15 protein-coding genes are annotated in these 17,281 nt (G+C 73.7%); 8 read left to right on the top strand and 7 right to left on the bottom strand.

Features of this window, described 5'->3' with window-relative positions:
* Positions 1-26: 26 nt before the first annotated feature.
* Positions 27-1,616: a glutamine-hydrolyzing GMP synthase gene (gene guaA / locus ACH5HR_RS13190; RefSeq protein ID WP_416478263.1), complete on the top strand. Its 1,590-nt coding sequence runs from the start codon at positions 27-29 to the stop codon at positions 1,614-1,616.
* Between the two features lie 114 nt (positions 1,617-1,730).
* Positions 1,731-2,327: an aromatic ring-opening dioxygenase LigA gene (locus tag ACH5HR_RS13185; protein ID WP_416478261.1), complete on the top strand. Its 597-nt coding sequence runs from the start codon at positions 1,731-1,733 to the stop codon at positions 2,325-2,327.
* A 91-nt stretch (positions 2,328-2,418) separates the two neighbouring features.
* Here the strand turns inward: ACH5HR_RS13185 and ACH5HR_RS13180 are convergent, their stop codons facing one another.
* Positions 2,419-2,904 carry a hypothetical protein gene (locus tag ACH5HR_RS13180; protein WP_402372325.1) on the bottom strand — a complete coding sequence of 162 codons (486 nt, stop codon included), beginning with the start codon at positions 2,902-2,904 and terminating at the stop codon, positions 2,419-2,421.
* Entirely contained in the window at positions 2,901-4,400 is a 1,500-nt protein-coding gene (locus ACH5HR_RS13175) for a PspC domain-containing protein (protein WP_416478260.1), read from the bottom strand. Before ACH5HR_RS13175 ends, ACH5HR_RS13180 begins: the two co-directional genes overlap by 4 nt.
* A gap of 139 nt (positions 4,401-4,539) precedes the next feature.
* On the opposite strand from ACH5HR_RS13175, the gene ACH5HR_RS13170 reads away from it, so the two are divergent.
* A complete protein-coding gene (locus ACH5HR_RS13170) occupies positions 4,540-5,856 on the top strand; it encodes an ATP-binding protein (protein ID WP_416478361.1) in 1,317 nt (438 codons plus the stop codon).
* Positions 5,853-6,512, top strand: coding sequence for a LuxR C-terminal-related transcriptional regulator (locus ACH5HR_RS13165; protein WP_402372323.1), 660 nt, complete (start codon positions 5,853-5,855; stop codon positions 6,510-6,512). Before ACH5HR_RS13170 ends, ACH5HR_RS13165 begins: the two co-directional genes overlap by 4 nt.
* A 24-nt stretch (positions 6,513-6,536) precedes the next feature.
* Here ACH5HR_RS13165 and ACH5HR_RS13160 read toward each other — a convergent pair whose 3' ends face one another.
* Genes ACH5HR_RS13160 through ACH5HR_RS13145 form a run of 4 tightly spaced genes read right to left on the bottom strand, consistent with a single transcriptional unit; the run spans position 6,537 to position 11,182 of the window.
* Positions 6,537-7,241 (bottom strand): sirohydrochlorin chelatase, encoded by a 705-nt coding sequence (locus ACH5HR_RS13160; protein WP_416478257.1) that lies wholly within the window; start codon positions 7,239-7,241, stop codon positions 6,537-6,539.
* A 56-nt stretch (positions 7,242-7,297) separates the two neighbouring features.
* On the bottom strand, positions 7,298-8,563 hold the full coding sequence (cobA, locus tag ACH5HR_RS13155) for a uroporphyrinogen-III C-methyltransferase (protein ID WP_416478359.1): 1,266 nt from the start codon (positions 8,561-8,563) through the stop codon (positions 7,298-7,300).
* A gap of 13 nt (positions 8,564-8,576) precedes the next feature.
* On the bottom strand, positions 8,577-9,461 hold the full coding sequence (locus ACH5HR_RS13150) for a phosphoadenylyl-sulfate reductase (RefSeq protein WP_416478256.1): 885 nt from the start codon (positions 9,459-9,461) through the stop codon (positions 8,577-8,579).
* Positions 9,458-11,182 carry a nitrite/sulfite reductase gene (locus ACH5HR_RS13145; protein WP_416478254.1) on the bottom strand — a complete coding sequence of 575 codons (1,725 nt, stop codon included), beginning with the start codon at positions 11,180-11,182 and terminating at the stop codon, positions 9,458-9,460. Before ACH5HR_RS13145 ends, ACH5HR_RS13150 begins: the two co-directional genes overlap by 4 nt.
* 351 nt (positions 11,183-11,533) lie before the next feature.
* Between ACH5HR_RS13145 and ACH5HR_RS13140 the strand changes: the two genes are divergently transcribed.
* From ACH5HR_RS13140 to ACH5HR_RS13130, 3 genes are read left to right on the top strand one after another with little or no spacing between them, the layout of a single operon-like run.
* The gene (locus tag ACH5HR_RS13140) at positions 11,534-11,905 is read left to right on the top strand and encodes a hypothetical protein (protein ID WP_402372318.1); all 372 of its coding nucleotides are present in this window, start codon (positions 11,534-11,536) and stop codon (positions 11,903-11,905) included.
* 49 nt (positions 11,906-11,954) lie between these two features.
* Positions 11,955-12,431 (top strand): DUF456 domain-containing protein, encoded by a 477-nt coding sequence (locus tag ACH5HR_RS13135; protein ID WP_402372921.1) that lies wholly within the window; start codon positions 11,955-11,957, stop codon positions 12,429-12,431.
* The gene (locus ACH5HR_RS13130; protein ID WP_416478252.1) at positions 12,428-12,919 is read left to right on the top strand and encodes a GNAT family N-acetyltransferase; all 492 of its coding nucleotides are present in this window, start codon (positions 12,428-12,430) and stop codon (positions 12,917-12,919) included. The genes ACH5HR_RS13135 and ACH5HR_RS13130 overlap by 4 nt, the downstream gene beginning before the upstream one ends.
* 16 nt (positions 12,920-12,935) lie before the next feature.
* Here ACH5HR_RS13130 and ACH5HR_RS13125 read toward each other — a convergent pair whose 3' ends face one another.
* Positions 12,936-14,540, bottom strand: a complete 1,605-nt coding sequence (locus ACH5HR_RS13125) for a DUF389 domain-containing protein (RefSeq protein ID WP_416478251.1) — start codon at positions 14,538-14,540, stop codon at positions 12,936-12,938.
* Between the two features lie 81 nt (positions 14,541-14,621).
* Here ACH5HR_RS13125 and pcrA point away from each other — a divergent pair, with 81 nt between their 5' ends.
* Entirely contained in the window at positions 14,622-17,231 is a 2,610-nt protein-coding gene (gene pcrA, locus ACH5HR_RS13120; protein ID WP_416478250.1) for a DNA helicase PcrA, read from the top strand.
* Positions 17,232-17,281 lie beyond the last annotated feature (50 nt).

Genomic DNA, 17,281 nt, shown 5'->3' with positions numbered 1-17,281 from the left:
GCCTCGGCGCTGGATAGGATGTGCCGGTGACATCTCCCGCCGCTGCATCCGCGGAAACTCCACGCCCCGTCCTCGTCGTCGACTTCGGCGCCCAGTACGCGCAGCTCATCGCGCGGCGCGTGCGCGAGGCCAAGGTCTACTCCGAGATCGTGCCGCACACGTTCACCACCGAGCAGATGCTCGCCAAGGACCCGGCCGCGATCATCCTGTCCGGCGGGCCGTCGTCGGTGTACGCCACCGGCGCACCGTTCGTGGACCCGGAGCTGTTCGAGGCGGGCGTGCCGGTGCTCGGCATCTGCTACGGGTTCCAGGCGATGGCGCAGGCGCTCGGCGGGAAGGTCGCGCAGACCGGCACGCGCGAGTACGGCGGCACCGAGGTCGAGGTGTGCTCGGCCGGCGTGCTGCTGGCGGGCACCCCGGAGCACCAGACCACCTGGATGAGCCACGGCGACGCCGTGCACGCCGCGCCGGAGGGCTTCGACGTCCTCGCGACGTCGTCCGGGTCGCCTGTCGCCGCCTTCGAGGACGCCGGCCGCCGGCTCTACGGCGTGCAGTGGCACCCGGAGGTCAAGCACTCGGCGCACGGGCAGGCCGTGCTGGAGCACTTCCTCTACTCCGGCGCCGGGCTCGCGCCCGACTGGACGCCGGGGAACGTCATCGCCGACCAGGTCGCCGCGATCCGTGCGCAGGTGGGCGACGCGCGCGTCGTCTGCGGGCTGTCCGGCGGCGTCGACTCCTCGGTCGCCGCGGCCCTGGTGCAGCAGGCGGTCGGTGACCAGCTCACCTGCGTGTTCGTGGACCACGGTCTGCTGCGCGAGGGCGAGGTGGAGCAGGTCGAGCGGGACTTCGTGGCCGCCACCGGCGTCAACCTCGTGGTGCGTGACGAGCGGCAGCGCTTCCTGGCCGCGCTCGCCGGCCACAGCGACCCGGAGACGAAGCGCAAGATCATCGGCCGCGAGTTCATCCGCGTGTTCGAGGACGCCGCGCGCGACATCGTCGCGGACGCCGGTGAGCACGGCGAGCAGGTGAAGTTCCTGGTGCAGGGCACCCTCTACCCCGACGTCGTGGAGTCCGGCGGCGGTGAGGGCGCGGCGAACATCAAGAGCCACCACAACGTGGGCGGCCTGCCCGACGACCTGCAGTTCGACCTGGTGGAGCCACTGCGCACGCTCTTCAAGGACGAGGTGCGTGCGGTCGGGCGCGAGCTCGGCGTGCCGGAGGAGATCGTCGCTCGCCAGCCGTTCCCCGGCCCCGGCCTCGGCATCCGCATCGTCGGCGAGATCACCGCGGACCGCCTCGAGACCCTGCGGAAGGCGGACGCGATCGCTCGCGCCGAGCTGACCAGGGCGGGCCTGGACGACGACATCTGGCAGTGCCCTGTCGTGCTCCTCGCCGACGTCCGATCGGTGGGCGTGCAGGGCGACGGCCGCACCTACGGCCACCCGGTCGTGCTCCGGCCGGTCTCGTCCGAGGACGCGATGACGGCCGACTGGACGCGCCTGCCCTACGACGTCCTCTCGGTGATCTCGACCCGCATCACCAACGAGGTGAGCGAGGTCAACCGGGTGGTCCTCGACGTGACGAGCAAGCCGCCGGGAACCATCGAGTGGGAGTGAGCCCGAAGGGTCCCTCGGCCGCTGTGACCTGAGGTTCCACTGTGCTTCCCGGTGTGCGGCGCGCTAGGTTGGCGGAGACCTGACCTCGAGCGTTGCCCCACGGAAGGCGTACCCATGTCGAGCACCCTCACCGTCAGTCCCGCCCGAGGATCCCGCGGGATCGGGCTGATCGCGATCATCGCCGGCATCCTCCTCGTCCTCGCGGGCGTGGTGGTCTGGATCGTCGTCGCGATGACGCTCGCGGACGAGCAGATCACCGTGGCCGACGATGCGAGCATGTTCGCCGGTCAGCAGGTCGCCGGTCCGCTGACGGCCTACGCGCAGGCGGACGTGATCGACCGGCACGCGCTGGAGGCCTCGGGCGGAGCGACCTACGCCGAGCTGGACCAGGACGATCCGGTGCGCGCGACGGTCATGAACGCGTCGTTCCTGCGCGCGTCGCTGTTCACGTCCGTCGTGGCGTTCGGCGTGTGCGCGCTGGTGATCGGGCTGGGGCTGTTGTTCATCCTGATCGGTGCCGCCCTGCGGCGTCTCGCCGGGGGACCGATGGTCGCGGTCGAGACGCCGGGCAACACGTCCCAGGGCGATCTGTCCGGCCCGCCGCGGCACGGCGCCGACCTGCCGGCGGGTGACGCCACGCCGCCGACCCGGCACTCGACCCGTCCCACGGACGCGCCGCCGCCGGACCGGACCGAGCCGCCGCGCGCCTGACCGGCTCGTGGACCGCACGAGGCGCGGGGCCCCACCGTCTGGTGGAGGCCCGCGCCTCGTGCTTCGCGTCCCGTCCTCGTGCTGACGGGCCTCAGGCCGTGGTCTGCCGACGGCGTCGCACGCCACCGGCCACGGAGCCGACGACGAGCAGCAGACCGGCCGCACCGAGCACCAGGATCGCGGCGAGCTCGACGTCGATGGTCGCGCCGGCGCTGAGGGAGAGCAGGCCGACACCGATCGCGACGACGATGAGTCCCCACACGATGGTGGTGGTGCGCGGCCCGGTCCGCACGAGGGGCGCCGCGGCCGCCGTCGCACCGGCATCGGAACCCGCTCCGGCGTCGTGACCTGAGTCGTCGGCGCTGGTGCTCGACCCGGCCTTCACCGGCGCAGGCTCGGGGGAGCGGACCGGCTCGTCGAAGACGGCGAGCGGGTCGTCCGACGACGGTGCCGCGGGCAGGGCCGACGTCGCGGGCACCTCGTCGGACGGGAGCTGCTGGGTGGGCGGCACCGCGCTGTCGGCGGTGCGCTCGTCCCGCTCCGGACCGTCGGGGCGTGCCTGGGGGTCGTTGTTCATCGTTCCTCCTGGATGACGATCTCGCCCGCACGGGCGTCGATGTCGAGCTGCAGCACGGGGCCGTCGAGCTCGGCGACCTCGTCGGTCTCGTAGTGGGCGGGGCCGCCGGTGAATCCGGACGTGACCGTCCGCTCGTCGTCGAGCTCGATCACGAGGCTGCCCGCGTTGACGTCGGCGGAGATGGCGACGGCCGTGTCGGCCGGGACCTCCACGACCGTGCGGCCCGCGGTCATGTCGATCGGGACCTCCACAGGTTCGCCCGGGGTCACGTCGGACAGGTCGAGCCGGGTGAGGTCGATGTCCGCCTCCCCGAAGTGGACCCGGATGCCGTCCTCGGCCGCCGCGACGGACCGGGGGGTGACGGTTCCTTCGCTGATCGCCGTCCCGGACATCGTGGAGATCTGGGTGTCCTCCCAGGGCAACGGGCCGTCGTCGGCGGCGTTCGGCCACACGGTCGCGGCCGTGAGGATGCCGAACCAGGCGAGCACGGTCAGCCAGCCGCCGCGCAGGCCGCGCAGGCCACCGATGACGATGCCCGCACCGATGACGACGACGGCGCTGCCCACCCAGGTGGGCCACAGCGGCACGGAGATCCCCAGCACCCGGTCTGCCACGAGCAGCGCGGCACCGGCCAGGAGCACGAGCCCGACGACCGCGCTGACGGTCCCTCCGCCGACGGTACGGCGTGGCCGCGGTGCCGCCGGTGCCGCCGGGACGGGCGGGACGGACGGGGGCGCCGCGTACTGCGGAGCGCCCGTCTGCTGGTAGGGAGCGGGCGGTGCCGGCGGCATGGGGGCGGCCGCACCGGTGCCGCCGGCCGGAGGCGCGGCAGGGGCGACGTACGGTGCCTGCGGCGCGGGGCTGAACGGCTCCGAAGGGCTCATGCCGGTCTCCTGTCGGTAAGGGGCCGACGGCGGCACGTCGGTCGGGTAGGTGCCCGGGGCAGCGACGCCGCCCGACGGCGGGCCGGAGGCGCTGCTGCGAGAACGCACCAGCTTGACGATCAGCCACACCACGACGACCCAGAACGCGATCCACAGCAGCACGGCGACCCATTCGGCGGGTCCACCCCACCACGGCCAGAACCCGCTGCCCCAGATCATGCCCAGCAGCACGGTCACCCCTGCCCCGACCATGGCGACGTCGAAGGTGCCGCGGATCGCCTCCTGCAGGTGGATCCTGCCGTCCGAGCGCTCGGGGAGCAGCGCCCACGCGATGCCGTAGAGGACGAGGCCGGCACCCGCGACGAAGAAGCTGAGGATCAGCAGGCCGCGCACGAGGAGCGGGTCGAGCCGGAACCGGTCGGCGAGGCCGGCGGCGACGCCTCCGACCCAGCGGTCGTCGGAGCGGGTGATGCCGATGCGGCGCACGGAGTCGAAGAACCCGTCGCCCGCAGGTCGCGGCGACGGTGGGGGTGGCGGCGCCGTGGCGCCGTCCGTGCCGCCTTCGGCGGCACCACCCGGAGCGTCCGGGTCTGGGGTGTCGTTCGTGGTCATGTCTCCATCGTGGCCCTCCGCGGCGGGCCGGACCATGGGGTGGAGCCCTGAACCGACCCTGAGACCGGTGCCGAGAACCCCGGATCTCGCACCGGAGGCGTCCCTGACGTGCCACGATCAGGGAGTGACGACCATCCAGATGCCCGCGCGGCTGCCGCTGCGCCGTCCCCGGCGGGGGCGGTGGCTCGGTGGCGTGTGCGCCGGTCTGGCGGCACACCTGAACGTCCCGGTCCGGCTGGTCCGCCTCGCGATGGTCGTGCTCGTGCTCCTGGGCGGTATGGGTCTGGCGCTCTACGTGTTCTGGTGGCTCACGGTGCCGGCGGGCGACCCGCACGACGTGGCGCACGAGGCCCGGCCGGCTGCCCTGGCACGCCTCGCGCCGCGGCTGCGGCGCAGCGGGCCCGTCGCCGGGCTCTCCCGGCGGGACGTCGGGATCGGTGTGGCGCTGCTGGTCGTGGCGGCGCTGCTGGTCGCCCTGCGCTCGGGCTGGGACCTGCCCACCATGTGGCTGCCGCTCCTCGTCGTCGCCGGTGGCGCCGGTCTGGCCTGGAGCCAGCTCGACGCCGTGCAGCGCTCGCGGGAGACGGGCGCGCCGCCGTCGCGCTCCAGCACGCTGCTGCGCCTGATCGGCGGGCTGGTCCTCGTGACGGCGGGTGTGCTGCTGCTGTTCGTGCAGGGCACACCGGCGAGGGAGCTGCTCACCGTCACCCTCGCGTCGCTCGCCGTGCTGGTCGGCGTCGCCCTGGTGCTGGCGCCCTGGTGGTTGCGCCTCGTGCGCGAGCTCGGCGATGAGCGGGCCGCGCGCGCCAGGGAGGCCGAGCGGGCCGACATCGCCGCCCACCTGCACGACTCCGTGCTGCAGACCCTCGCGCTCATCCGCGCCCGCGCGCACGACGCGGAGGAGGTCGCGCGCATGGCCCGTGCCCAGGAGCGCGAGCTGCGCGAGTGGCTCTACGACGACCGGCAGGCACCAGGTACCTCGCTCGCGACGGAGCTGCGCGACCTGGTGGCCGAGGTGGAGGACGGCCGCGCCGTCGAGATCGAGCTGGTGGCCGTCGGGGACTGCCCGCCCACCGCGACGACCCACGCGCTGCTGCAGGCCACGCGCGAGGCGCTCGTCAACGCCGTCGTGCACGGTGCTCCGCCGGTGACCGTCTACCTCGAGGTGACGGACGCCGCGGCGGAGATGTTCGTGCGCGACCGTGGGGACGGGTTCGACCTCGACGACATCGCGCCCGACCGGTTCGGCGTGCGCGAGTCCATCTGCGGGCGGGTGCGCCGCCGCGGGGGGACGGCCGAGGTGGTCAGCCGGCCCGGCTGGGGGACCGAGGTACGCCTGTCCGTGCCCCGGGACGCGGGCGAGGAGCACAGCGCGGGGACGCCGCCGGACGCGCCGGAACCGTCCGGTGCGAGCGACCCGCACGACACGACAGCCGACGAAGGAGCCCACCCGTGAGCGAGAACCCCGTCCCCGTCGTCCTCGTGGACGACCACCACATGTTCCGCACGGGCGTGCGGGCGAGTCTCGACGGCCGGGTACGGGTGGTCGGGGAGGCCGCGGACGTCGACGAGGCGGTCGCCGTCGTCCACGCCGAGCAGCCGCCCGTCGTCCTGCTCGACGTGCACCTGCCCGGCGGCAACGGCGGCGGCGGTGCCGAGGTGGTGCGACGATGCGCGGACCTGCTGGCCGGGACGCGGTTCCTCGCGCTGTCCGTGTCCGACGCCGCCGAGGATGTCGTCTCGGTGATCCGCGCCGGGGCGCGGGGCTACGTCACCAAGAACATCTCGGCGACGGACCTGTCCGGGGCCGTCCTGCGGGTGGCCGCGGGCGACGCCGTCTTCTCGCCGCGCCTCGCGGGCTTCGTCCTGGACGCGTTCGGCACCGCGGCGGGGGACGTCGCGGTGGCCGACGACGAGCTCGACCGGCTCTCGAAGCGGGAGCAGGAGGTCATGCGGCTCATCGCCCGCGGGTACACCTACCGGGAGGTCGGGGGGGACCTGTTCATCTCGGTCAAGACCGTCGAGACCCACGTCTCGGCGGTGCTGCGCAAGCTCCAGCTCTCCAACCGCAACGAGCTGACGCGGTGGGCGGCGGCGCGCCGCCTGCTCTGAGTGCTCACCAGGCGAGCGTGCGGCTCACACGGTGACGCGGTAGCGCTCGATCACGATGTCGACGAGCTCGCGCGGCGCCTCGGCGTCGGCGAGCAGCAGCGGACCGGTGGTCACGTCGGCGCCCGCGCGCTCGGCCAGCGTCTGGAAGTAGCCCGGCGCGAGGAGATAGCTCGCGATCACCACGCGTGCGCCCGGGTGCTCGGTACGCGCCCTGGCGACCACGTCGGGCACCCGCGGCGTGGCGTTGGCGATGAAGCCGACGCTGACCGGGTGCCCGGTGCGCTCGGCGAGCAGCGCGCCGGTGCGCTCGCAGTCGGCGACGGCGCGGGCGTCGGACGACCCGGCGGCGGCGAGGACGACGACGTCGCCGGTGGCCAGGCCCGCCCCCGCCAGCCGCCGCGCGAGCAGGTCGACGAGCCGGCCGTCGGGACCGAGCGCCCCGGCGAGCGCCACGTCGGCACCGGAGCCGACGGCGTCGTCGATCTCGCGGCGCAGGTCGACGTGCACGTGGAAGCCCGCCGACAGCAGCAGCGGCACGATCACCGTGCGTCCCCGCAGACCGTCGAGGCAGGTCGGCACGTCGGGTTCCTGGACGTCGACGAACCCGGCACGCACGGGGACCTCGTCCTCGAGACGTGCGGCGACGGCGTCGACCAGGGTGGCCACGGCGGTGGCGCCGACGGGCGACGAGGTGCCGTGCGAGATCGCGAGCAGGGTCGGTGCGGCCATGCGCGCCACGCTACGCGCCCGATCGAACGTCGGGGTGACGCCCGCGTGACCGGGTGTCACGGCCTGCTCACCGCCTGGCCGTCGGCGCTGTGAGACGCCCAGCCCGCGGCGAGGCGCACGACGTCGCCCACCACGGTGACGGCCGGCGGCTGCACCCCCGCGGCTGCGGCCCGCCCGGCGATGTCGCCCAGCGTGCCGAACGTGGCGCGCTGACGCGGGCCGTAGCCGTCCTCGACGACCGCCACCGGGGTGGACGCCGGCCTGCCGGCCGTGACGAGAACCTCCGCGGTCCGCGCCAGCCGGGTCACGCCCATGAGGAGCACCAGGGTGTGGTCGGCGCCGCCAGGTACGTGGGCCACCGCCTCGTGGGCGGTCAGCACGCTGAACCCTGCGGCCACCCCGCGGTGCGTCACCGGGATGCCGACGGCGGCGGGCACCGACACGGCCGATGTCACACCGGGCACCACCTCGACGTCGATCCCGGCGGCGCGGCACGCGGCCAGCTCCTCGCCGCCCCGCCCGAACACGTACGGGTCGCCGCCCTTGAGCCGCACCACGTCGCGGCCGGCCAGCGCGTGCTCCACCAACAGCTCGTTGATGCGCTCCTGCGGCACCGGGTGGTTGCCGGAGGTCTTGCCGACGTCGACCACCTCGACGTCGTCCGCCAGCGTCGTCAGCAGCGAGCGCGGTCCGAGCCGGTCCACGACGACGACGTCGGCACGCGCCAGGAGCCGGCGCCCCCGGCCGGTGACCAACCCCGGGGCACCGGGCCCGCCGCCCACCAGGGCGACCCGACCGGGCGATGGGCCACCGTCGTCCCGCGAGCCGTCGGACGGGCGGAACCGGCGCAGCGGCAGCTCACCGGCCTCCAGCGCGGCGGCGATCCCGTCGCGGAGCCGTACCGCGCGGCGCGGGTCGCGGCCGGCGTGCACCGCGACCGTGACCTGCTCCTCGGGCAGCTCGGTGACTGCGGGCACCCAGGCCGTGGCGGCCGCGGCGTCGGAGGCGACCACGCAGAAGGTGCGGGCCGCGTCGGCGGCGTCGGCCACCGCGGCGTCGACGGCCGGGACGCCGGTCGCCGTGTGGACGAGCCAGGCGCCGTCGAGGTCGCCGGGGGCGTACTCCCGCGCCCGGTGCTCGACGGCGCCGTCCGCGACGAGCGCGGCGAGGTGGTCGGTGAGGCCGGGCGCCACGACGCGCACCTGGGCGCCGGCGTCGAGCAGGCCGCGGACCCGGCGCCCGGCGACCGGCCCGCCGCCGACCACGACGACGAGCCGGCCGCGCACGCGCAGCCCGAGGGGGTAGAGGTCGCTCACGTCGATGATCCTCGCCGGCTCAGATGTGCAGACCGCACTCGGACTTGTCGACGCCGGACCAGCGGCCGGCCCGCGCGTCCTCGCCCGCGGACACGCGACGGGTGCAGGGCTCGCAGCCGATCGACGGGTACCCGTCGTTCAGCAGCGGGTTCACCGTGAGCCCGTTGGCCAGCGCGTACCCGACCAGCTCGTCGTCCGACCATGCCGCGATCGGGTTGATCTTGACCAGGTTGTTCGACGCGTCCCAGGAGACCAGTTCGGCGGAGGCGCGCGAGCCCGAGTCCGCCCGCCGCACGCCCGTGGCCCAGGCCTCGTACCCGGCGAGCATGTCGCGCATGGGCTCGACCTTGCGGATGCGGCAGCAGGCCTCCGGGTCGCGGGCGAAGAGGTCGGGACCGTAGGCCTCGGCCTGCTCCGCGACGCTGAGGCGCGGGCGCACGTCGACGATCGTCACGTCGAGCGAGTGCTCCACGGCGTCCCGCGTGCCAAGTGTCTCGGCGAAGTGGTAGCCGGTGTCGCCGAACAGGACGTCGACCCACGGCAGCTGCTCGCTGACCAGCGCGGCGAGGACGGAGTCCGTCATCGAGGACGCGACGGCGAGGGAGTCACCGAACTGCTCGACGGCCCAGGCGATGACCTCGTGCGCCGACGCCTCGTCGGGCGACCCGATCCCGGACCCGCCGAGCTCGCGGCGGCCGCGCGCGGCGATCTGGCTCAGCTCCGCGTCGGAGCGACGCCGACGCTCCCGGCCGTCGACGCGGGCGCGGTGCCGGGCACGGGAGCGGTCGCGTTCCGCGGCACGACGCCGGGCCGCCGCGGCCGCACCGGCCAGCGAGGACGCGGGACCCGAGGGTGCACCGGACGCGTTGGGGCCGACCCCGAGGGCGACGGAGACGGCGGTCACTGCAACGCCTCCTCGTCGGCCCGGTGGGCCCACTGGGCGAACGTCTCGGCGACCTCGCGCTCGGACTCGTACCGGCGCACGACCCGCTCGACGTAGTCGGCGACGTCCGTGGCCGGCACCTTCAGCCCGCGCACGGTGCGGCCGAGCTCGCCGGCCTCGCGTGCGTCGTCGACCAGCCCGCCGCCCAGGTGCACCTGGAAGCCGGGCATCTGCTCGCCGTCGACGGTGATGATCTGGCCCTTCAGCCCGACGTCGGCCGTCTGGATCCGGGCGCACGAGTTGGGGCAGCCGTTGACGTTGAGCTCGATCGGCCGGCCGAGGCGACCCTCGATGTCGCCGAGCCGTTCCTCGAGCTCGCTGATCACGCGCGCCGCGGTGTCCTTGGTGTCGACGATCGCGAGCTTGCAGTACTCGATGCCGGTGCAGGCCATGGTCGAGCGCCGGAACAGGCTGGGCCGGGCGGTGAGGCCGAGCGGCTCGAGCCCGGCGACCAGCTCGTCCACCCGGTCGGCCGGGACGCCGAGGATGACGACCTTCTGGTGCGCGGTCAGCCGGGCCGACTCCGCACCGACCGACTCGATGAGGTCCGCGAGGCCGGTGAGCGTCCCGCCGCCGACCCGCCCGACGACGGGCGCGGCCCCCACGTAGAAGCGGCCGTCCTTCTGCTCGTGGACCCCGACGTGGTCGCCCGGCCGCGTGGCCGGTGCCGGCGGGGGACCGTCGGGGAGCTGGTAGCCGAGGTACTCGTCCTCCAGGATCTTCCGGAACTTTTCGACGCCCCAGTCCTTGAGCAGGAACTTCAGGCGGGCCTTGTTCCGCAGGCGGCGGTACCCGTAGTCACGGAAGATCCGGATCACGCCGTGCCAGACGTCGGGCGCCTGCTCGGCGGTGACGAACACGCCGAGGCGCTCGCCGAGGCGGGGCATGGTCGACAGCGCGCCGCCGACCCACAGGTCGTAGCCGGCGCCGAGCTCGGGGTGGCGCACGCCCACGAGCGAGACGTCGTTGATCTCGTGGACCACGTCGAGGCTGGGGTGCCCCGTGATCGCGGTCTTGAACTTGCGCGGCAGGTTGGCGAGGTCCGGGTCGCCGATGTACCGGCGCTTGATCTCGCGGATCACCGGCGTCGGGTCGATGATCTCGTCGGCGGCGACGCCCGCGACCGGGCTGCCGAGGAACCCGCGGGGGGAATCTCCGCACGCCGTCGTCGTCTCGAGGCCCACGGTGTCGAGGCGACGCCAGATCTCCGGCACGTTCTCGACCTCGATCCAGTGGTACTGGATGTTCTGCCGGTCGGTGATGTCGGCGCTGCCCCGGCCGTAGTCGGTCGAGATGTCGCCGAGCACCCGCAGCGCGGTCGGGTCGAGGGCCTGGCCGTCGGTGCGCACGCGGAGCATGAAGTAGCGGTCCTCGAGCTCGTGCGGCTCGAGCGTGGCCGTGCGCCCGCCGTCGATCCCGGGCTTGCGCTGGGTGTACAGCCCCCACCAGCGGAAACGGCCGTGCAGGTCGTCGTCGGTGATGGAGTCGAAGCCCTCGTGGGCGTAGACGTTCTCGATCCGTTCGCGCACGGCGAGCGAGTCGGACTCCTGCTTGAACTCCTCGTTGTGGTTCAGCGGGGCCGTGCCGTCGATCTTCCACTGGCCGTTCGGCCGGGCGGCACGTGCCGGGCGTGCGGGGGCGTCGGTGGGGGCCTGCGTGGCGGAGGTGGTCTGCGTCGTCATCCTGGGGGGTTCCTCGGGTCCTCGGGGGCGGGACGCGCGACGACGATGGCTCAGCAGAGATGGGCCGAGACCGACGGCGCGCGCCGGTGCTCAGAATCCGCAGTGGCGGTGGGGGCTGAGGTGGGGCGCGATCAGCGACAGCAGCACTGACAGCTGCACATGCGCATGCGCAGGCTGGGGCGCGCGGACATCTCACGACGGGTGGTCGTGAGGAAGTGGGGCGCAGCCGTGGTCATGTCGAGGAATCTAACCCGGTACGACCATCTCGCGAAACCCCAGGTCCGCATGCTGGGACGAGTGTCACGGATTGAGACGCCATCCGCGGCGGCGTGGCGCGGATAGGCTGTCGGCATGGAGTTCCTCTACAACCTCTTCACGGTGCTGCACTTCGTCGGGTGGGCCATCGTCCTCGGTGGCTACCTCGCGTCGCTGCGCAGCCCAGGCCTGTACCGCGGGGTGTTCCACGGGGCGGCGACCGCGCTGGTCGCGGGCGTCCTCATGGTCGGGACCGCGGAGATGGGCGACGTGTGGGGCGACGACGGCCCGTCCATGGCCAAGATCGGCGTCAAGCTCACCGTCGCGCTGGTCATCACGGTCCTCGCCCTCGTCGCCAAGCGGCAGGGGAACAAGGCGGACAACGGCACGGGCGCCGTCAGCCCCGGGCTGAAGCACGCGATCGGTGCGCTGACGCTGGCCAACATCCTCGTGGCCGTCTTCTGGTGATCCCCGGGACGACGACGGCGCTCGCCACGGGCGGTCGCGCCCGGTGAGCATGCTCGGAGAGGTCCTCGTCGGCCTCGCGATCGCCGTGGGCCTGGTCGGTATCGTCGTCCAGATCCTGCCCGGGAACGTCCTCGTGCTCGGCTCGGTGCTCGTGTGGGCCTGGGTGACGGGCGGGACCGCGGCGTGGGTGTGCTTCGTTGTCGCGGCGCTGGTGATCGTCCTCGCGGAGATCGGTCAGTGGCTGCTGGCGGGTCGGCACATGCGCCGCGCCGAGGTGCCCTGGTCGACCCTCGCCGTCGGCGGGCTCGCCGGCATCGTCGGGTTCTTCGTCGTCCCCGTGGTGGGGCTGTTCCTGTTCTTCACCCTGGCGGTGCTGGTGATGGAGTACCTGCGCCGGCGTGACGCGCGGGCGGCCTGGCGCGCGACGGTCGCCGCGCTGCAGGCGACCGCCATCACCATCGGCATCCAGCTCCTCGGCGGGCTCGCCGCGACCGGGGTGTGGATCGTCGGGCTCTTCGTCACGTGACCGCCGTGCACACCCTCACCCGGTCCTTCGACGCACTCGACCCCCGCACCGCCTACGGGATCTGGCGGCTGCGCCAGGACGTGTTCGTCGTCGAGCAGGACTGCCCCTACCCGGACCTCGACGGTCGGGACCTCGAGCCGGGCACCCGGCATGTCGTGCTCCTGGACGGCGACCGGGTCGTGGGCACCGCCCGGGTGCTCGACGACGGCGACGTCCAGCGGATCGGTCGCGTCGTGTGCCACCCGGACGTGCGGGGGACCGGCGCGTCGGGCGAACTGATGCGCGCGGCGCTCGCTGCGGCGTCGGCGGCTGCTCCCGAGGCGGACGTGGTCCTGGGGGCGCAGTCTCCGCTGGCCGGCTGGTACGGGACGTTCGGGTTCGTCGTCGACGGGCCCGAGTACCTCGAGGACGGCATCCCGCACGTGCCCATGCGCCGCTCGGCGAGGGCCGGCGTCGCGGAAGATCAGGCTTCAGCCGTCGATCCGTGAACCAGGACGGCGGCCCTCATCCGGAGGCCGGCAGCCGCTGCGTCACCACGGGCGTGACGGCGACCTCGACGGCGTAGCTGCCGTCCAGCGCGTCCTCGAGCGCCGCGCGCAGGTCCTCCAGGGCCGGGAGGTCGTCGGACGGTCCGGCCAGCTCGACGGTCACGACGGCGTCGCCGACGGCTACCTCCGTCGGGCTGAGGGACGGGTCGTCGCCGAGCCAGTCCCGCACGGCCGTCTGCGCCGCCCGCCTGTCCGCCGACGTGCTGAGCAGGCCGTCCGTGGTGAGCAGCAGCGGGACGAGGATCAGCAGCGCCGCCGTGACGAACGGTGCCAGGGTGAGCAGCACCGTGCGACCCTCGCGCCGTAGTCGCCGGGGGTCCGCGAGACCCGCCAGGACGAAGACGACCGAGGCCGACAGGACGATCGACACGAAGTTCGTGGCGAACAGCAGCATCGCTCCCGCCGCGTCGCCCGGGCGAGCCGCGGCGAGCGCCACCCCGACGACGGACAGCGGGGGCACCAGGGCAACGGCGATCGCGACCCCGGCGATCGACGGTGCGACGCGGCGGTCGACGGTGGCGAACGCCCCGGCCGCCCCGGCGGCCACCGCCACGAGCATGTCGAGCAGCGTGGGGTCCACCCGCGAGCCGATCTGGCTGTTGGTGTCGAAGAGGACGACGGCGGGCACCCACGAGGCGATGACGTACGCGACGAGGACCGCGGCGGCGGCGCCTCCGACGATCAGCACGAGCGAACCGGCCGCACGCCGCGGCCACCCGCTCACCACCGCGGCGGCGAGCCCGAGGATCGGCGTCATGAGCGGGGCCACCAGCATCGCGCCGATGACCACCGCGGTGGAGTCCTGCAGCACGGCGAGGGTGGCGATGCAGACGCTCAGCACCAGCATGGTCCACCACGCCACCTGCTTGGCCGCCCGCTCGGGGCGTTCCAGGTAGAGCTGCTCGGCCAGCTCGGCGCGGCGCCGGGTGCCGACGTCGACGCGCTCCACCCACGTCCACAGGATCTCCGTGAGCGAGGGACGCATGCCCTCGGGCGGCGCCACGAGCCCGGCCGCGACGCGATAGCCGTAGGCCAGGAGGACGGCGCCCCCACCGAGCGCGGTCAGCCCGAGCGTGACGATGAACCAGTTCTCCACGACCTCTGGTGCGGCCACCACGAGCAGGCCGAGCAGGAGCCCTACCGCGCCGCCGGCGTACCGGGGGGCGCGGCGGGTCCGGTCGTGGCTGAACACGGCCAGCACGAGCGTGACGACGCTGCGGAACAGCAGGTACGTCCCACCGAGCAGGAGCGTGGCGGTCAGGGCGTCGCGACCGGAGAGCAGGAAGACCCCCGCGAGCACCAGGGAGGCCGACCCGCGCAGCACGGCGGCGGCGCGTGCGGTGGGCCGCGCCCGGCGGCGCCGCACGACGTCCCACAGGTCGTTCGTCCCGGAGACGAGCAGGCCGAGGGCGATCACCGTCTCGGTCAGACCGAGCGAGACCGCCGGGACGAGCACCAGCACGAGGCCGACGCCGACGGCGACCGCACCGCCGACCGTGGCAGGGTTGACCAGGCGTGACGGGGTCCGCAGCAGGTCAGGGCCGTGGGCCACGGGATCCATGGCGCGACAGTATCCGAGCGGCACCCGCACGGCGCGCTGAGGTCCCGTCGTGTCGGCTCCGGCGCCTACCCTTGATCCACGATGACCTCTCTCTTCGACAGCCTCTCGCTGCCCGGCTTCGACGCCCCGCCGTCGGGCGACACCGCGCGCCTTCCCCGCACCGCACCGCGATGGGACGACGACGGCGCCCCGGACTGGGCGCAGCCGCCCGCGTCGGAGCAGGGAGACCGGCGCGAGCCCGAGCAGAACGCCGCCGCCGACGCGCTGCTGGAAGGGCTGAACACGAACCAGCGCGCCGCCGTCGTGCACTCGGGGTCGCCGCTGCTCATCGTGGCGGGGGCGGGCTCGGGCAAGACGCGGGTGCTGACGCACCGGATCGCGCACCTGCTCGCGACGCGCCGCGCCCACCCGGGCCAGATCCTGGCGATCACGTTCACCAACAAGGCCGCTGCGGAGATGCGCGAGCGCGTCGCCCAGCTCGTGGGGCCCGCGGCGAGCCGCATGTGGGTGTCGACGTTCCACTCCGCGTGCGTGCGGATCCTGCGCCGCGAGGCCAAGACGCTGGGCCTGCGCTCCAGCTTCTCGATCTATGACGCCGCCGACTCCCAGCGACTCATCACGCTGGTGTGCCGCGAGCTCGACCTGGACACGAAGAAGTATCCGGCGCGCTCCCTCGCGCACCGGATCAGCGACCTGAAGAACGAGCTGATCGACCCCGACACCTACGCCCAGCAGGCGGGCAGCGACGCCACGGCCGACGGCTGGCGGGAGCGGGCACTCGCGGGCGGGGGCCTCGCCGACGCGGGGGCCGTCCAGTTCGACGCGGTGCTCGCCGACGTCTACCGCCGTTACCAGGCGCGGCTCGCGCAGGCGAACGCTCTGGACTTCGACGACATCATCGCCACGACTGTCCACCTCCTCCAGGCGTTCCCGGCGGTGGCGGAGCACTACCGTCGCCGGTTCCGGCACGTCCTCGTCGACGAGTACCAGGACACGAACCACGCGCAGTACGTGCTGGTGCGCGAGATCGCCGGAGCCTCGAAGGATGCGGTCGAGCAAGGTCTCGACCCGGCGGAGCTGACCGTCGTCGGCGACGCCGACCAGTCGATCTACGCGTTCCGCGGCGCCACGATCCGCAACATCGTGGAGTTCGAGGAGGACTACCCGGACGCCACGACGATCCTGCTCGAGCAGAACTACCGCTCGACGCAGAACATCCTGTCCGCGGCCAACGAGGTCATCTCGCGCAACCCGGGCCGCAAGCCGAAGCGGCTCTGGACGGACGCGGGCGGCGGTGCGAAGATCGTCGGCTACGTCGCCGATGACGAGCACCACGAGGCGCGGTTCATCGCCCAGGAGATCGACCGCCTCGGCGACAGCCACGGTGTGCGCCCGGGCGACGTCGCGATCTTCTACCGCACCAACGCCCAGTCCCGGGCGCTGGAGGAGGTGCTGATCCGCGTCGGCCTCCCCTACAAGGTGGTCGGCGGGACCCGCTTCTACGAGCGCAAGGAGGTCAAGGACGCCGTCGCGTACCTCCGTGCGCTCGCCAACCCGGACGACGACGTCAGCCTGCGTCGGGTGCTCAACGTGCCGAAGCGTGGCCTGGGCGACCGTGCCGAGTCGCTCGTGGCCGGGTTCGCGGACGCCGAGCGGATCTCGTTCGGCGCGGCCCTCGACCGGGTGGACGAGATCCCCGGCATGACGACGCGGTCGCTCAAGCCGCTGCGGGTCTTCGCCGCGATGATGAGCGAGCTGCGTGCGCTCGTGGACGACGGCGCCACCCCGGCCGAGATCCTCGGCGCGGTCCTGGACCGCACGGGCTACCTGGCCGAGCTGCGGGCGAGCGACGACCCGCAGGACGGGACGCGGGTCGAGAACCTGGCCGAGCTGCACGCCGTGGCCGCCGAGTTCACCGAGCTGGACCCGGAGGGTGACCTGGCGGACTTCCTCGAGCGGGTGTCCCTGGTAGCCGACGCGGACCAGATCCCCGACGAGGACGTGGCGGACGGTGGTGCCGAGCACCAGCACGAGACCGAGCCCCAGGAGGACCCGGGCGTCATCACGCTGATGACCCTGCACACCGCGAAGGGCCTCGAGTTCCCGGTGGTGTTCCTCACCGGCATGGAGGACGGCACGTTCCCGCACATGCGGTCCCTGCACGACGACGCCGAGCTGGCCGAGGAGCGGCGCCTCGCCTATGTGGGGATCACCCGCGCCCGGGAGCGCCTGTACATCTCGCGGGCGGGCACCCGGTCGGCGTGGGGCATGGCCAACGAGTTCCCGCCGAGCCGGTTCCTCGACGAGATCCCGGACGAGCTGTGGGACTGGCGGCGGGCCGAGTCCGCCACGCAGTCGTTGCGTCGTGGTGCGTCTGCCTGGGGCGGCGGGTACGGGGGCCCGCGGGCCGGTCGGACCACGCCGTCGGGGGAGCGCCGCTCGTCCGCGACGGGTGTCGCCCGGAAGAGCGCGCCGTCGTCGGGCAGCGCCAGCTTCGGGTCCGCGACGCCCCGCGACGACGCGGACATCCCGTCGTTGGACGTGGGGGACAAGGTCACCCACGACGCGTACGGGCTCGGCACGGTCGTGTCCCTCGAGGGCGCCGGTCGAAACGCGGTGGCGAAGATCGACTTCGGTGCCGACGGGACGAAGCGCCTGCTGCTGCGCTTCACCCCGGTCACCAAGCTCTGAAGGGCTCCCCCGACCCGGGGGGGGGGCGACGGGCGTGTGGAATCGGTCAC

The sequence above is a fragment of the Isoptericola maris genome (assembly GCF_048065335.1).
Taxonomy (GTDB): Bacteria; Actinomycetota; Actinomycetes; order Actinomycetales; family Cellulomonadaceae; genus Isoptericola; species Isoptericola rhizosphaerae.
This window is presented reverse-complemented; position numbering and strand designations above follow the sequence as displayed.

Coding starts and splice junctions, on each gene's coding strand:
- ACH5HR_RS13185 (WP_416478261.1), top strand. CDS start 1,731: ATGTCGAGCACCCTCACCGTCAGTCCCGCCCGAGGATCCCGCGGGATC.
- ACH5HR_RS13180 (WP_402372325.1), bottom strand. CDS start 2,904: ATGAACAACGACCCCCAGGCACGCCCCGACGGTCCGGAGCGGGACGAG.
- ACH5HR_RS13175 (WP_416478260.1), bottom strand. CDS start 4,400: ATGACCACGAACGACACCCCAGACCCGGACGCTCCGGGTGGTGCCGCC.
- ACH5HR_RS13170 (WP_416478361.1), top strand. CDS start 4,540: ATGCCCGCGCGGCTGCCGCTGCGCCGTCCCCGGCGGGGGCGGTGGCTC.
- ACH5HR_RS13160 (WP_416478257.1), bottom strand. CDS start 7,241: ATGGCCGCACCGACCCTGCTCGCGATCTCGCACGGCACCTCGTCGCCC.
- ACH5HR_RS13145 (WP_416478254.1), bottom strand. CDS start 11,182: ATGACGACGCAGACCACCTCCGCCACGCAGGCCCCCACCGACGCCCCC.
- ACH5HR_RS13140 (WP_402372318.1), top strand. CDS start 11,534: ATGGAGTTCCTCTACAACCTCTTCACGGTGCTGCACTTCGTCGGGTGG.
- ACH5HR_RS13135 (WP_402372921.1), top strand. CDS start 11,955: ATGCTCGGAGAGGTCCTCGTCGGCCTCGCGATCGCCGTGGGCCTGGTC.
- ACH5HR_RS13125 (WP_416478251.1), bottom strand. CDS start 14,540: ATGGATCCCGTGGCCCACGGCCCTGACCTGCTGCGGACCCCGTCACGC.
- pcrA (WP_416478250.1), top strand. CDS start 14,622: ATGACCTCTCTCTTCGACAGCCTCTCGCTGCCCGGCTTCGACGCCCCG.